Source organism: Enterococcus sp. 4G2_DIV0659 (assembly GCF_002140715.2).
Classification (GTDB): Bacteria; Bacillota; Bacilli; order Lactobacillales; family Enterococcaceae; genus Enterococcus_L; species Enterococcus_L mansonii.
In genome coordinates this window covers 3,078,558-3,094,548 of record NZ_NGLE02000001.1, presented here as the reverse complement: position 1 = coordinate 3,094,548, position 15,991 = coordinate 3,078,558, and the positions used below count along the sequence as shown (strand labels likewise).

16 protein-coding genes are annotated in these 15,991 nt (G+C 36.2%); 1 reads left to right on the top strand and 15 read right to left on the bottom strand.

What is annotated here, in order from left to right:
* Positions 1–19 precede the first annotated feature (19 nt).
* On the bottom strand, positions 20–961 hold the full coding sequence (locus tag A5880_RS14500; protein WP_086329753.1) for a helix-turn-helix transcriptional regulator: 942 nt from the start codon (positions 959–961) through the stop codon (positions 20–22).
* A gap of 86 nt (positions 962–1,047) precedes the next feature.
* Here A5880_RS14500 and A5880_RS14495 point away from each other — a divergent pair, with 86 nt between their 5' ends.
* Positions 1,048–1,488 (top strand): VOC family protein, encoded by a 441-nt coding sequence (locus A5880_RS14495; RefSeq protein WP_218776209.1) that lies wholly within the window; start codon positions 1,048–1,050, stop codon positions 1,486–1,488.
* A 73-nt stretch (positions 1,489–1,561) separates the two neighbouring features.
* Here A5880_RS14495 and A5880_RS14490 read toward each other — a convergent pair whose 3' ends face one another.
* The 14 genes from A5880_RS14490 to A5880_RS14425 form a co-directional block, all read right to left on the bottom strand.
* A complete protein-coding gene (locus tag A5880_RS14490) occupies positions 1,562–2,611 on the bottom strand; it encodes an aldose epimerase family protein (RefSeq protein WP_179190361.1) in 1,050 nt (349 codons plus the stop codon).
* Positions 2,612–2,795: 184 nt separating this feature from the next.
* Positions 2,796–3,065 carry a type B 50S ribosomal protein L31 gene (locus A5880_RS14485; RefSeq protein WP_086329750.1) on the bottom strand — a complete coding sequence of 90 codons (270 nt, stop codon included), beginning with the start codon at positions 3,063–3,065 and terminating at the stop codon, positions 2,796–2,798.
* A gap of 98 nt (positions 3,066–3,163) precedes the next feature.
* Complete coding sequence (rho, locus tag A5880_RS14480; RefSeq protein ID WP_086329749.1) at positions 3,164–4,456, bottom strand: transcription termination factor Rho; 1,293 nt, start codon at positions 4,454–4,456, stop codon at positions 3,164–3,166.
* Positions 4,453–5,733, bottom strand: a complete 1,281-nt coding sequence (locus tag A5880_RS14475) for a UDP-N-acetylglucosamine 1-carboxyvinyltransferase (protein WP_086329747.1) — start codon at positions 5,731–5,733, stop codon at positions 4,453–4,455. The genes rho and A5880_RS14475 overlap by 4 nt, the downstream gene beginning before the upstream one ends.
* Positions 5,734–6,014: 281 nt before the next feature.
* Entirely contained in the window at positions 6,015–6,515 is a 501-nt protein-coding gene (locus A5880_RS14470; RefSeq protein WP_086329746.1) for a restriction endonuclease, read from the bottom strand.
* Positions 6,516–6,619: 104 nt separating this feature from the next.
* Positions 6,620–8,317, bottom strand: coding sequence for a metallophosphoesterase (locus tag A5880_RS14465; RefSeq protein WP_086329745.1), 1,698 nt, complete (start codon positions 8,315–8,317; stop codon positions 6,620–6,622).
* Between the two features lie 225 nt (positions 8,318–8,542).
* Positions 8,543–9,754, bottom strand: a complete 1,212-nt coding sequence (locus A5880_RS14460) for a phosphopentomutase (RefSeq protein ID WP_086329744.1) — start codon at positions 9,752–9,754, stop codon at positions 8,543–8,545.
* Between the two features lie 3 nt (positions 9,755–9,757).
* On the bottom strand, positions 9,758–10,909 hold the full coding sequence (locus A5880_RS14455) for a YhfX family PLP-dependent enzyme (RefSeq protein ID WP_086329742.1): 1,152 nt from the start codon (positions 10,907–10,909) through the stop codon (positions 9,758–9,760).
* A gap of 13 nt (positions 10,910–10,922) precedes the next feature.
* Positions 10,923–11,276, bottom strand: coding sequence for a PRD domain-containing protein (locus A5880_RS14450; RefSeq protein WP_086329740.1), 354 nt, complete (start codon positions 11,274–11,276; stop codon positions 10,923–10,925).
* A gap of 13 nt (positions 11,277–11,289) precedes the next feature.
* The gene (gene yhfZ / locus A5880_RS14445; protein ID WP_086329738.1) at positions 11,290–12,213 is read right to left on the bottom strand and encodes a GntR family transcriptional regulator YhfZ; all 924 of its coding nucleotides are present in this window, start codon (positions 12,211–12,213) and stop codon (positions 11,290–11,292) included.
* A 5-nt stretch (positions 12,214–12,218) separates the two neighbouring features.
* On the bottom strand, positions 12,219–13,313 hold the full coding sequence (locus A5880_RS14440; RefSeq protein WP_086329737.1) for an aminotransferase class V-fold PLP-dependent enzyme: 1,095 nt from the start codon (positions 13,311–13,313) through the stop codon (positions 12,219–12,221).
* Positions 13,314–13,315: 2 nt separating this feature from the next.
* Positions 13,316–14,203, bottom strand: coding sequence for a phosphotriesterase family protein (locus A5880_RS14435; RefSeq protein ID WP_086329735.1), 888 nt, complete (start codon positions 14,201–14,203; stop codon positions 13,316–13,318).
* Positions 14,204–14,226: 23 nt separating this feature from the next.
* Positions 14,227–15,534, bottom strand: a complete 1,308-nt coding sequence (locus tag A5880_RS14430) for a YhfT family protein (RefSeq protein ID WP_086329733.1) — start codon at positions 15,532–15,534, stop codon at positions 14,227–14,229.
* Between the two features lie 4 nt (positions 15,535–15,538).
* Complete coding sequence (locus A5880_RS14425) at positions 15,539–15,907, bottom strand: DUF2620 domain-containing protein (RefSeq protein ID WP_086329731.1); 369 nt, start codon at positions 15,905–15,907, stop codon at positions 15,539–15,541.
* Between the last annotated feature and the right edge of the window lie 84 nt (positions 15,908–15,991).

The window sequence follows — 15,991 nt, the reverse complement described above, 5'->3', positions numbered from 1 at the left end:
TTGTCACTTTTAGATGCTTTCACAACTGTTTAAAACACTCCATAACAGCTTCAGCTTTTTTTAAAACAGCCTTTTTTAGTTGTCCTGGTTCTAATGTCAGGATTGATTTCCCGAATAGTAGCAGGTAATTCGTTATAAATTCTTTTTCACCTTTGTGATAATAACCCTTGATCACATAAAAATCCTTTTGCTTTTCAATTTTCATCGATGGATAACTTTCTTTTGTAAAAATGTCTTTGCCTCTTTCATCAACGGTGACTGTAAATGGAATTAATTTTTCCTTTTGATAAAATTCTTCTGCTCGTTTTAATAATTCTTTAAGCGCTAATGATGGATACGCCTTTTCTTCAACAAGAAAATCAATTTTATCACAACGAATGACTCTCATTTCTTGCACTTCTAAGTTCCAAATTTTTGCATACCATTGTCCAAACTTGGAAGAAATTTCTATAAACTGAGCAATTATTGAAACTTTTTCCTGATTTTTAAGGTAAGTAAGCTTATACACCTTTTCTTGAATGGTTCCTTGAACAATTTCTTTTAAATAATGACTGACATTACTATGATTCGTTTGTTCCAGTGTAATAATTTTGTTCATTAATAAAAGGTCATTTTTCACTTTCTCAGGTAACGCTTTGCTAAATTTTAATTCCAGCGTGCTAGTTTCCATATTAAAGGGACTTGATTGATACACATTAAGTGTCAATAACGCAAAATAAAGAGCATATATCTCGCCTTCTGTAAATAGATTAGACACCGCTATACTAGTATCTAGTATTTTATATTTACCATATCTTCCAAGCTCTGAATAAAGGGGTAACCCTATTTCTTCAAGCGATATCACATCCCTTAACGCTGTACTTTTTGATATGGCATATCTTTTCATTAACTCTTTTAAATTAAAACTCTTTTTATCTGCTAAATAAAGAATCATATCGTTTATACGTTCAGCTTTTTTCATTAAACCTCTCCAAAAGTGTCATATTTTGATACCTTTAAGCAGTATACTAAATATGAAAATAAAAGAAAAGAAATGAGGAAATAAGTATGACTTTAGAAATTGCTATATTTTTATCAATGAATGGACGTGCAGGAGAAGCTTTGACCTTTTATAAAAAGCATTTAGATGCCGAAGAGCTTTTGGTCGTTACTTATGAAGAAATGGCTCAAAGAGATGCAAATTTAATTTTGACAGAAGAAAACAAACACTTTATTTCTCATTCTGTATTACAAATAGGAAAAACGAAGCTGATGATAGCAGAAGAGACTATGACTGACGAAAAATTTAATATAGGCAATAATTTTTCATTATGCATCCAAAGTGCCGACCAAGCTGAAATTGAAACGTTTTATTCTAACTTAACATCAGATGATCGAGTAAAAATTATTCTTCCATTAAATAACAATGTTTTTAGTGCTGCTTATGGTATCGTTGAAGATCCATTCGGTATTCAGATTCAATTGATGTACGATAATCGATTAAAATAGGTTAAGTACTGGGACAATAAAAAACAATCAGGATTTTTCCTTCCCTGATTGTTTTTTTAGGTTAATGACTTTTTTACTGAACCTCTTTTATCTTATATATTGTTCGGCTTTGATAAGGTGTTTTTGGATATAACACTATATCCCCAAAACCTTCAAATTCCACCGCACCGGGACTGACTTGAGTCTCTAAAGTAATCCCACCATGATTGACTAACTTATTGCCTCTAAGTTCTGGTCCTTCTTCGCCAAACTGTGCTGTAAAAATCACAACCGCTGGACGGTCAGTATACATCTCAACAGAAAGATCTTTTTCTGGCGCTGTAATAATCGCTTGAGGTTTTTCAAATCCAACATGATTTAACATAAATGGGTGATCCAATCCATTAACTAATTGGTTTTGCTCATAGGTCGTTTGAAATACTTGGTTCATCTTCCCTGAGTTTCTAAAATCAAAGGGTGTGTCTATAACTGAGCGCAATTCACCAGTAACAGTTGTATCACTATCCACGACAGCAATTCGATCCGCATCAACAAACAACTCATGCTGGTCAACAGATTGAGTCACATCACCAGACAAATTAAAATAAACATGATTTGTCGGATTATACAAGGTTGGTTTATCTGTATCGGCATAGTAATCAATAATCCACTCATTATCATTGGTTAGAGTATAAGTAACCGTTGCCTTGACTTCACCCGGAAAACCATTTTCTCCATCAGGACTGGTATAAGTGAATATAACCGAAAGACTGTTATCTGTTTCCTTTGTTTCAGAAGCCCACATTTTCGCTTCAAAACTATCTAAACCACCATGCAATGTATGCCCATTTTTAGGATCAACGGGTAATTGGTAATTTTGAGTGTCAATTGCAAATGAACCATTCTTGATTCTACCAGCAACACGGCCAATCGTTGCACCAAAATACATATCTTTATCAAGATACTCTTTTGCGGAATCAAATCCCAATACGATGTTACGACTTTTACCATCCACTGGCACGATTAAATCAACAATCCTGGCTCCTAAATCAGTCACCGTCATCGTAACGTCTGCATCGTTCGTAAGCGAATACAAAACTGCTGTCTCTCCGAAATTTTTTTTGCTAAGTTTCAATCGTTTCATCCCTTTCCAATTTCTGCATTACACTTATTTTATCATTGTTTGACTTATTTTTTGGCTTCCATTTTATTTTAACTCATTTTTGTTCCATAATACAAAAATCCTGTCAGTGTGCACTTTAGTATACTTTCACAAAATAAGACCCAACTCATCAATGAGCTGGGTCTTATAAACATTTCTGTTTGAATTAGTCTTCTGGATTTGCGTTTGCATCTTTGAGACCGTATTTTTTGTTGAAACGGTCCACACGTCCGTCCGCTTGTGTGAATTTTTGACGTCCAGTGTAAAATGGATGTGAGTCAGATGTAACTTCGACACGGATTACAGGATAAGTGTTTCCGTCTTCCCATTCAACTGTTTCGTCAGAGTGTTTAGTAGAACCTGACAAGAATTTAAAACCAGTTGTTGAGTCCATAAATACGACTGGGTGATATTCTGGATGGATATCTTGTTTCATAGTCTTTTCGCTCCTTTGCCCTGATCCATTTGCTGCATCAGAGTTATTTTGTCGGTATACAACACTACTATAATAGCATGATTCTTTTATCGATGCAATTATCTTTTTATATTTCTTTTCGCTTGTCTGCCAAATGAGACGTCATGGAAATCTTCAAAGAATTTTTGGTTGTTTTTTGTTTTACGTAAAAATTTAACAAATTGCTCTGTATATTCTAGAGAATCTCCGGTCATGTGATTACGTAATTTCCAGATTTCTTCTAGTTGTTCTGGTGACATCAGTAAATCTTCTTTACGCGTTCCAGATTTTTTGATATCAATTGCAGGGAAAATACGACGTTCAGCCAAATCGCGAGATAAGTGAAGTTCCATATTTCCTGTTCCCTTAAATTCTTCATAGATAACGTCATCCATTCGGCTTCCAGTATCTACTAATGCAGTAGCTAGAATCGTTAGGCTACCACCTTCTTCAATATTTCTAGCTGCTCCAAAGAAGCGTTTAGGTCGGTAAAAAGATGAAGGATCAATCCCTCCGCTTAATGTCCGTCCACTTGGTGGGACAACTAAATTATAAGCTCTGGCTAAACGCGTGATACTATCCATCAAAATAACCACATCGCGTTTGTCTTCAACAAGACGCATCGCACGCTCTAAAACGAGTTCAGACACACGCGTATGATTTTGCGGTTGTTGGTCAAAGGTTGAAGAAACAACATCTCCTTTAACACTACGTTCTAGATCGGTCACTTCTTCTGGTCGCTCATCAATCAAAAGTAAAATCAATTCTACCTCTGGATGATTTTCAGTGATTCCGTTGGCTATTTCTTTTAGTACACTTGTTTTACCTGCTTTTGGTGGGGCAACAATCAAGCCACGTTGTCCAAAACCAACAGGAGAAAAGATATCAATCATACGAGTAGATAATCGGCCTGAAGTGGTTTCTAGTTTAATTTGTTTTTCGGGGTAAAGAGGTGTTAACGCAGGGAAGTGCGGACGCTCTTTTGCTTCTTCTGGATCTTTTCCATTAACACTTTCAACATGCATTAGCCCATAATAACGTTCTGACTCTTTCGGTGGACGAGCCTTTCCTGCAACCTTATCTCCATTTCGTAAACCAAATCGGCGAATTTGTGAAGAGGAAATATAAATATCTTCTGCACTTGGTCCATAATTTATTGGTCGTAAAAAACCATAGCCATCTTGAGAGACAATATCCAAAATCCCTTCCATGAAGAAGAATCCTTGTTTCTCTGCTTGTGCTCTGATAACAGCTAAAGAAAGTTCTTTTTTATTCATCTGACTATAGTAAGGGATCTTGAATTCTTTTGCGTACGCATAGATATCTTTTAATGTACTATTTTCAAGCTCCGCCATCGTTAAATAGTCGCTCATTTAGCCACCTCGATTTCTTCTTCTGTTTCAATCATTTTAATATCTGCACCTAGTGCTGTTAATTTTTCAATGATGTGGTCATAGCCACGTAAGATGTACTCAACATTATAAATCGTTGTTGTTCCTTTTGCCATCAATCCAGCAGTCACTAAACAAGCACCCGCTCGAAGATCTGAAGCAACAACTTCTGCACCATGTAATTCTGTTGGACCATTGATTATGATCATATTTCCTTCAATTGAAGCATCTGCTCCCATTCGAACAAGTTCTGGAATATGTTTTGTACGTTGGGTATAGATACTATCGATTACCTCACCTGTTCCTTTTGCTTTCAGCATTAAAGGAGTAAGAGGTTGTTGAAGATCCGTGGCAAAGCCTGGATAAGGATACGTTTTGATCGTTGTCATTTTTAAATCATGAGATGGATGTACTTCGATCGTGTCTTCTTCGATCGTCATCTTCACACCCATTTCCTGTAGTTTTGCAATGAAACTTTCTAGATGCTCATAAATCACATTACGAACTTTTACGCCTTCACCCACAGCGGCTGCCAAGGCTAAATACGTACCCGCTTCAATTCGGTCTGGAATAATCGAATGACGACAACCATGTAGTTTCTCAACGCCTTCAATTCGAATAATATCTGTTCCAGCACCACGGATATTTGCCCCCATATTATTCAATAAGGTCGCTACATCAATAATTTCTGGTTCACGAGCAGCATTTTCAATAATTGTTTTGCCTTTTGCTTTGACAGCTGCCAGCATCACATTGATTGTCGCTCCGATAGAAACCATATCCATAAAAATTCTTGTGCCGTGAAGTCCATCAGTTGTTCTTAGGTACATTGCGCCATGTTCGTTTGTTACTTTTGCACCAAGCGCTTCAAACCCTTTGATGTGTAGATCGATTGGACGAGGTCCTAAGTAACAACCACCTGGCAAACCAACAACGCCTTCTCCAAATTTTCCTAATAACGAGCCCATAAAATAATAAGAGGCACGTAGACTGTTAATTTTCCCTTTTGGCATAGGAACCGAAACGATTTCCGTTGGATCAATAACTAATGTATTATTTTCAAATGTTGTTTTAGCACCCATAATTTCTAAAATTTCTATTAGTGAATGAACATCTTGAATATCAGGTACACCATCTAATGTTACTGGTGAATCAGCTAAAATTGCTGCTGGAATTAACGCTACTGCACTATTTTTTGCGCCACTGATAACTACTTCTCCTGATAATGGACGATTACCATTGATTACGATTTTTTTCATTTATTATTCTCACCTATCTATGTAAAACAAATAGTTTTATTTTTTTGTGATATACCAAACTATTTTAACACATTCATGTACAATAAAAAAGCTAACTGCTAATTCATTTGAGAAGTTTTTTATGGGTTAGTTGATTTTTTGTTGGTAAGTTGAGGTAAATTTGTTTACTTAGAATAGTAATACTTAATCCCCACATGTTTTCATCATAGTGGTTAAGTAAGATTAATCTGCTCCTTTATTAAGAAGATGTACTACTTAAACTATTGCCTTATCCAGATCAATTAATTTGGCACATCCTTTTTTATCATTTTATAAAGTCCATCTCGGTCAATTAAATAAACACCGGTTTTATGGGCTAATTCTTTTGCAGACTTGGTGAAATAGCTGTTGGTAACCACGTAAACCTCCGCTAAGTCATAATAGCTTTTTCCAGCATGTGCTTCTTGAACAGCTTTATTCCCAACATTTTTCTTATATCTTTTACACTGATAGCCTATCTTTTGATTTTCTTTTTGCGCCAAAACATCAATTCCTTGATCTCCTTGATATTGCGTCACTTTTACTTTTTTATAATCTGATTTTCTTAATAAATTAGCAAAGTAATGTTCAAATTTTTCACCTGTCATTAAATCAATATCTTTTAATTCATAATTTTTGTTTCTTTCGATGAAAAATGAAATGATTTTGTGTAGATAGCTTAAAGCTATAATACCAAATGCTAACCAAATTATTTTATTTTCCAATAAAGGTTTCAATGTTACTAACCAATCACTTGTGTTCATATAATCTCCTATAAGATCTATAGTATTTTAGTGTATCTATTTTCATAATTTTGTAAAAAACTAGTTAAATGATTAAATACCTAATTAAAATTTTTGTCTTATTACTACTTCTTACTATTTAGTAAACCGATTAGTTCAAATCCTGTATTCATTTTAGAGTATATCGAGCAAACAACAAAAAGCTCTTTCCCTGAAAATGTTACCATTTTGTATCGTCCTGAAGATGCTGGTATATGATGATGACCATGAATAGCACCGATTATTTTATATTCCTTAAATAATGCTTCGATTTTCGGTTCTGAGCAATTATATCCTTTACTATAAGCCGTACTTTCTGATGAAAGCATACTCAGTTCGTTAAATAAAGGAGCATGTGAAACAATCACAGTAGGTATATCATACTCTTGGTTCAACAATCGTTTTAATACTTTAAAAATAAATTTTTGTTGTGCTTTTTTCCGTTTCACTAATACAACAGGGATTGTCAGTCCAATATAACGGATGCCGTTATGAATCACGCTATTATTATTTAACACATTCATTTTTGGAAAACGTTTTTCGAGTTCGGCTTTTACACATTCATAGTAGATATGATCTCCTATAGGTAACTTGTACCAAGTATCATCTGGGTTTCTCATAAGCTCTTTAAACCACTCATTTTTGAAAAACTGTCTCCATGGATCCCACTGTGGATCATCTTTAATTGGATTATTCGGCAATATATCTACTAATTCATGATTTCCTATCACATAAAGTCCGTTGATTTCTTTGTTCACTACATGAGAATCCGAAATGTCTCCAACTAAGATATTGAAGTTTTTATTCATAAATGGAAGTGTTCCATTTTTCGTATGAATATCTGAAATAACATTTACTAAATTGGCATTCTCTGCTGGAAGGACATTTTCAAAATACTGTTCCAGTTCCCTTGGATCAACACTATGAGCAACGTAGTTTTGCCTAACCTCAGACAGTTCTTTTCCAAATTCTGATCGTAAAAGTAATTTATTGTTTGCAGGTATAGTTTGGCTCCCTATAATGATTGAATTTTCTATTGTTTCTTTGACTTCTTGAGGGAGCAAACTTAACGCCGAAGTAATATCAGATTCGAAGGTTAAATGATTAGCCGAAATCGCACTATTTGGCATGACTGATTCTAATAATCTGATATTTTTTCCATCTGTCATTAGAGGTAAGGCTTGCGTCAACTGAACAACAAACTTAAGGTATTCTGAAATATAGCCGGATATTCCTGTTTTTACATTTTCACTGAATAAAAACTTCCCTGCAAGATTAGCTGAAAGTGCTCCAGTTTCATCGTGTTGTAATAAACGTCCTAGAATTTGAATCTCAAATAGTGGATCTTTAAATATTGCATCATACGCTTGGATCACTTTAGAAGAATTCTTATTGACTCGTTTGTTTGTTACTTGAAAAATACTTAGTTTAAGATAGGTTTCTAAATTCGTTTTGTGCGACTCGATGTATTGATGAGTAGCTTCTGGATGAAGTAAATATTGAATCGCTGCACGTTGGATATAGTTCCTAGCTGTATCATAAGGGATTGCAGAGTAGACCAGATCGCCTCTGGAGGATATATTTAGCGAGTTTTCTTTCATATTGTAGATTAATTGGAAATAGTCATTTTTGACTATTGTTTTATTAACGGGTCTCCGTTTATTTTCTGGATAAAGAGCAATACGCGTAGCAATTTCCTGAGGCAAGCTACTCCCAGTTATTGCAGGCGAAAAGGACTTTCGCTCCTCGATAAATAAAGAATCTTTATCTTTGTTTGATTTCATGATTGGATCACCTACTTCCAATTTTTTTCTGACTTTCGTTAGTTGTTAGCCCTTTAGGCATTTGAATAGGATAATCAATCCATTCGTCACATTAATTGTATTAGACTCTTTGAAACAAAGCAATTCGTTTTTTTTGATTCTCTATTTTTCTCCTCAGCTTGCCGGAAATGATATTAAAAAGCTGAGTGAGTCCTGATTCAGAACATCACTCAGCAATATAAAAAATTAACGGATTAAGTTATGAAGAAATGATTGGCCGTTTTGCGGATTCTTTACTTCAAAAAATTCCGCTGCCGTAGCTGCTACATCTGCCATCGTTTCTCTTTCACCGATCACTTTTCCTTCAATACCAGGACTATAAACCAACAAGGGCACAAGTTCTCGTGTATGTTGGCTATGACCAATTGTTGGGTCATTCCCATGGTCAGCCATTACGATTAGCAGGTCTCCTTGATTTAAAAGAGGAAGTAATTCTGCTAGTTTCTTATCACTGATTTCTAAGCGATCCGCATACCTTTCAACATCTTCTGCATGTCCAGCCAAATCTGTTTCTTGGATATTAATGAAGAATAACCCATTGTCATTTGCTTTCACTTCTGAAATCAGTTTATCGTATAGTTCTTCTGTATCTACACCAGGAAACAGCTTTTCACTGGAAGTTTGAATAATATCCGCCGCTTTGCCAAATAAGGCTACTGGAATTCCTGCTTGATCTAATATCGTAGGAATTTGGACGTTAGGATCAATCCCATATCCGAGGTGAATGACATGATAATCATTATTATAAACACCTGATTTTGGTGCATCCACTCCAGCAAATTTTCCAATCACGGTTCTAGCAGCTAATAAATCAGCCAAATGGATGCCATGTCCGCCAAATGTAATCACTCTAGATACTTTGACCACTTCTCGGACAGCTTTTCCTAAAACTGTCACATCTTCAAATGAACTATCATCCAGAGCTGCTGAAACATTAAAAACTTGACCTAAATCCGTTTCTAAGTTATCACCAATTGTAGCCACTTCATTTACAACCAGAATCTTAGGCTCATCTATTTCTCCTACATAGCGAACCTGATACCCTTTGGCTTTCAAATGCTCGAAAACTTCATCGATCACTTCATTGAACGCCTGATTTAATGGTTCTTTTGGTGTCGTTCCAGAAATCTCCTGATGGCCTAAAAATGAATCAGCACCATGATGAGTTAAATTCGCTTTTCCGTAATTTGCTTTTGGTGAGAATTTGAGTTCTTCTGTTTCAAATTCTAGAATATTCATCAATCCAAGGGTTTCCAATGTAGGGATCGCAATTGTCGGAACGTTTTCTATAATATGCTTCGCTGTGTTTGAACCATTATCTGCTGGTCTGACAAGCGGCACATCCCTCATTGCTCCTACGCCAAAACTGTCTAAAACATTAATAATAAATCGACTCATTTTTTAAATCCTTCTTCCTTGACTATCAAAAATCCCGACTATCTCTGGTTTGCCTTCACTAATTCCTTTTACAATAGCCACATTGCTTCTCGTAACAAATATTTGGGTACGAAAAGCAGCAATCACGCTTGCCCCAACATGATGTTCCGCTGAGGTAGAAAGATAATAATCAATACTTTCATCTGAAAATGATTCAACCTGATCCTCTGTGCGAGTGTTTGCTTCATCGATTAGTACTGAATTCAAATGACCTCTTCGATAGTAGCCACCACCATAAAAATAGGCTTTTCCTTTAAAATTATGGGATATTTCACTTACATAAACCAAAGCTGGTTTTTCTGGCTGTGCTTTATAAGCATGCAATGGCGTCGTTCCAGTCAGCGCATGCCCTGGTTCCGCTTGTGTTCCGCCAATTTCTTTAATAAATGGAAATGTTTCGCTACATGATGCAGAAGGAACATTCAGCTCAGGTACTGCAAAACCTGCCTGACGCATAATAGCTCGAGCTTTTTCGATTGTTTCTACATTTTTTGTTTGTGATAATGTGGTGTATGTCTCGTCGAATAAAAAACAAGGAAAAGAAGTAATACCACTAAATTCAATAGCACCGAATTCATGAAAAACCTTACTTGTTTCAGCAAGATCTTTTAATAAAAATCCGCCAAACTGCCCTTCGTATAGTTGATCATCATCTGCAACAACTTTTAGCAAAACCTTTTGCTTGATGCCTAATTTTTGAGCTACTGCATTGATCTGCTCTAATTTTTCAAGGGAAAAAACAGTGATATATTCCGCACCGTAAACCATAATGTTTTCTACGAGCTGATCTGGTATTTGCACTAAGTGCCCAACATTACATAATGGAATTTGATTTTCCATCATGGTCAACGCTTCTTTAAAGTCGACTACCACAGCACCACGATAGCCCATAGCCATTAATTCTTTTGCAATCAACGGATTTCGACCAATTTGTTTTAGCATAAAAAACAGTTCGATGCCGATTTTCTTTGCACTCTCTAGCATCACTGCACTATTCATACGAATTGTATCTAAGTCTAAAATGTAAGTATCGGGAAGAATTTGTCCAGTTTGGTGTAAATAAATTCCTGCGTCTATCAAGGCAGGATTTTCTTGTTTCATCATCGGTAGAAACAAATGAATCCCCCCCTTACTGCTCTTTCTTCAATAGATTAATAATGTGCATATAAATAAACCACAGTTCCTCTTGGCTAAAGGTTGTCGCACAATAGCGAGATAGTTCTTGCCATAATGCTTTCGATTCTGCTAATTTCTCATCATTCTGAATCTCAGATAAAATCAGCTCATCCATTCCGATTACAGGCTCATTCTTTTTCTGCCTTGCATCTGCCATAGCGATATGTGTTAAAAACATATCAAGATGCTCTTCGTTATTGATGACTTTTTGTTCAAGTAAATAGTTATTCACTGCCAAAACGAACTGTTCTGTTTCTTCATCTATCACGTTTGACTCTTTTAAGATTTCTAGTTTTTTTCCAATCATTTAAATCGTCCTTTTAGTAATGAGGGATCATTTTACCTTCTATGACTTGCTTTTGAACAGATAAAATTTTTGTTTCATCGATCACACTCATTAAGATTTTTTTTAATAGCAGATTGTCTTTATGGACTACACAAACTGCTGTACTGGATAAATCATCTTCGACACTACCTTCAAGAAACTGATAGTTTAAATGATCTAATTTTCGATCTTTGATTTCATCGTAATTCCAAATTCCTACATCGATCAGTCCTTGTTCCAGTGAATAAATCAATTGATGACTTGGCACTTCGATAAATTCAACTTTTTTACCAGCAGTCGCATTCTCCGTTAAAATCTGTTGATCGTAAGAATTATGATCAATTCCTACGCGCATATGATTTTCAATTTTTGAACTTTTTGGATTTGAAAAGATCATTACATGATTAGACAAATAACTGCGAGGTCCAAAGTCTTTAAAAATTTCTAACTTGTTCTCTTCCGCTATTGCTTGTAGCGCAGCTAGTTTTGATACAATTGAAAAATGCATGGTTTTTTCACTCGTCAAATCCATTCGATCTTTAGACCCTCTTACATAAGCCATGCTTAAAGGAATTTCTGCACGTTGAAATACTTCATATAAACCGGTCGCAAAGCCTTCATAAGTCTTAGAATATGGCAAAGGCATCGTTCCACGAATCGGTCCTTCGATCACAATTTTTTGTAATCGTTGGTAGTCGATCGTGGTCAAAATCGTCCCTTGACGTCCTTGACTTACTGTATGGATTATTTTTTCATCTTTCAAGTAATTCAAAGCATTCTGAACCGTTCCACGTGACATCCCATATTTTTCTTGAAACTCTGAAATCACAGGCATACGGCTACCTTCAGCTAGTAAAATCAACTCACCTGATAGTTGTTGAATTGCTTTTCCCGTTTTATTTAGAAATTCCTCTTGCATTGGCTTTAATTCCCTTCTATTGACTCTTTTATAATTCTAATGATCGTATCTGCACCTGCTCTCATCGGATTGATCCGAATCATCGTTTTAGTACTTTCTGGAGATGCTGCTCTAAAGGTTCCTGAAAGTCGATAAAACATCGGGACAAATTCATATTTTGATTCAGCACCTACTGGATTAGGAGCTGCTCCTCGTTTTTCTGCTTGTTTCAGTATTTCCGTTGCTATCGGTTGGTCAAACTCTACAATGATCACTTTAGACTGAGCATTAGCGATAAAGGCTTGCTTTACGCCTTTAATTTCACCAGAATTTAAGCGCGTTTCTACTTCCTCAGAAACTTGAGATGAAATCGCTAAAGCTACCGGTGCATATATCAACCCTTGCAATACTGCTATTGCTTCAAACCCTTGTACCTGCAATCCTCCAGAATAGTTCTCTTTGCGTAACGCTTTGATCAATTGGGCATCTCCTACAATACAGCCGACACCTTCTGGTCCTAATAATTTAAACGTCGAAAAACAAGAGAGATCTGCACCGCATTCTACGCCGATTTTTGGTACTTTCAAGGTAGAATAATTATCATCTGTGATGATCACAATATCTTTATTTTGTTTTTTTATTTGTTGAATAACAGCTTCTGGTTGGTAAGCATCATCAGGCTTTTGTCTTGTAAATTGAACGATTGCCAATTGGATATCATTTTCAGCAAGCGCAGTTTTAATTGCTTCTGGTTGGTTAAAATCAGCCGCAACTGTATTCAACCCAAGCATCTCAATCGATGTTTGCGTCGTGGGATAGACAGGTGCATCGTGAACGAGTACTGTTTTTCCATATTTTTTACTTGCCGCATGTAATGACAGACGAATCGCCATTGTACCCGCACCACGCACTAACATTGCTGCCTCTGCCGTAAATAACTCTTTCAACACACTCTCTACTTTATTCGTAGTGATGGGTTGATTATAACCTGGCACGACGCCTAAATCGCCACGTGTTAAGATTTCTGAACCTTCAAAATTTCTCGTAATACAATCGACAATTTGAAATTGTTTCTTCATTGCTTCTTCTAGATTCATCGTTTCTAAAGGAAACGTTTTCATGTTCATTTCACTCCTTGTTCAAAGAAATTCAAAGGATTATGAATCAGCATTTTTTCAACTGTGTTACTCGAAATTCCAGCTTCTTTCATCATTGGTACAAACGTATCCAGTAAATACGAATAACCAATGCCATTTTTAAATTTCATAGTTGATTTTCGGGTAATGTCCATTGATAAAAAGACCTGATCTGCCAAGCCTCTTTTTTCAATTTCTTTTAACATCGATACACGGAGGGCATCTGGTTGATAGTTCTCTTTTCCTATTGTATCAAATTCTACATAGACACCTTGGTCTAACATGTTTAAAATGTACTCAAGATTACCACTTAAATCAACATGTCCAATCACAACAGATGCTAAATCAACATTATTTTCTTTAAAAAACTGAACTTGTTCATGACCGTTTGTGCCAAGGGTTGTGTGGGTGGTAATTGGCACACCCGTTTCCTTATGGGCAATCACAGATGCATCGAAAACTTTTTTCTCATTTACCGTCCAACCATCTTTACTTGAACCAATTTCACCAATGATCTCAGCTTTAATAGTTGTATCTGCGATACCACTTTGGATTTCCTTGATCATTAATTTCCCTAAGTCTGCAACTGACCATTCCGTAACAATAGTAGGTAAAAATTTTTCAGTGTAAAAGCCCGTTGCTTGCACAATATTGATACCTGATGCTTCTGCCACTTTTTGGACATATAATGGATTTCTCTTCATATCTAAATTTGTAACGTCCACAATATTACGAACGCCTTTATCATAAAGTTCTTTAAATTCTATGATTGTTTCCTCAAAACAGTTTAGGTTTGTATCGTCGATATTTTTTATACGAGACAAATCAATTGTCGTATGTTCATGCATATAAGTGATTCCATCTACTAAGCTCATTTCGTTGTCGTCTCCTAAATTTTTTAAAGTCCTGGTGGTGTCATTAAATTAAGTAATACTAAAATATTTGAAATCACACCGACCAATAAGGCACCTACTGGTCCAATTGCAAGATCGACCATTTTCTTTTTGAATGTGCCGTTTAATACGTAAAGGCCAACAACGAATAAACCACCCCAAGCAGGAGCAATGGCTGTTGCTGCGATCACACCACCAACGAGCAAAGCGATTTCCAAGACTTTTGTGATCGCTGTTCGAATATTATCACCAGCATCACGCATTCCTGGGAATCGATCTAGCAACACTGAGAATTTCGTTAAGAGTAACACTTCGATCGACATCCAAATTCCGCCTGCCACAAAGGCTAAAAGCGGTTGTCCCATCGCCGCACCGATTGAGCCAATCACAAAAACCATCTTGATGCCAGCTGGTGAATAAGTTCCTGTAGCAATTCCAGTCGTTACAACTAATGGAATAAATCCAACAACTCGTGCTAATTCGGTCAAAGCAGCTGAATTAAATTGACCTTCTTGGTATAATGGAGCTGAGAGTGCAGATTCCGTTACAATTGACATCGAAGCCGCCAAAGCAATCAATGCGCCAGATAAGGCAAATAAGTACCAATACTTCTTAATTTGTTTTACTCGTTCCGCAAAGATATTTGCCAATTGTGCCTGAGAATCTGTTCTTTCTCTTTTATCATTCATCGCATAACTGATCATAAAAATCATCCCAACAAGCAACGCAATCGCATTTGCATTAATAACGATCGTATTACCATTGGCTAAATTAAACGAACCAAATTGTGTCGTTACCACTTGAGCCAATACTGTTGCTGAAAAAGTGATCATTCCTTTTTTCCAACCATATTGAAGGGCTACAACTAAGGCTGGGAAAACAGCAAATGCTACTAAAACAACGGATGAGACTTGACCGAGACTATCTAAGAAATTATAAGGAAGAATTTCAAACACTTTTTGAATTGTTCCTAGACCCGCCCCCATTACAACGCCATAAACTCCGCCAGCTGCTCCAGCTATCCAGATAGAATATTTTTTATTATCTGGCAAATAGCTACCAATAATATCTGTTCCTAATAAAACAACATGAATGATAATTACGCTGGACGCAATAGACTGTGGAATAAACCCAACTATATACCCGATTCCAAAAGCCAGTGCCGTAGTTCCTAATGCTGATTTTGTGACCCGCTTTTCACGGTACTCTAAAACGATCGGTCTTAGAGCATCGTTAAAAACAGCAATTTTCGTATTCGCCATAATCGTTGTAACCGCACATAATGCTGCCATGATTACTATGTTTAAAGCCATTTCGTTACTCCCCCTTATTCTCAAGCGCTTTCATCACATTTGAAATGATAAACTCCATATCTTGCGAAGTGAACCCAAAAGCAATTTTCCCTGCCGCAACACTTTGGCTGATTTCTTCTTCAGAAGCAGTTTTACCCGGCATCCCTAATGTTGCCGTTTTATCTCCGCCTAATAATGCAATCGCCATTGCTAATGCGCCACCGCCTCCTGTATTGCAGGCACCAAAGTAATAATCAGCCGTACCATTTTTTAAGGCCATTGCCGCATCGATATCGGTTTTTACAGTGATTTCGTAGTTCCCCTTTCCATACTTTTGTAGCAGTTCTTCGATTGTTGATTTTTCGATTTGCCCACCTATAACGATTTTTTTCATGATAAATCTCCTTTCGTACAAAATTTTGTATATTTAGCTTGAAAATAAAAATACAAAAAAATGTATTTTTGTTTTCACGGTTAT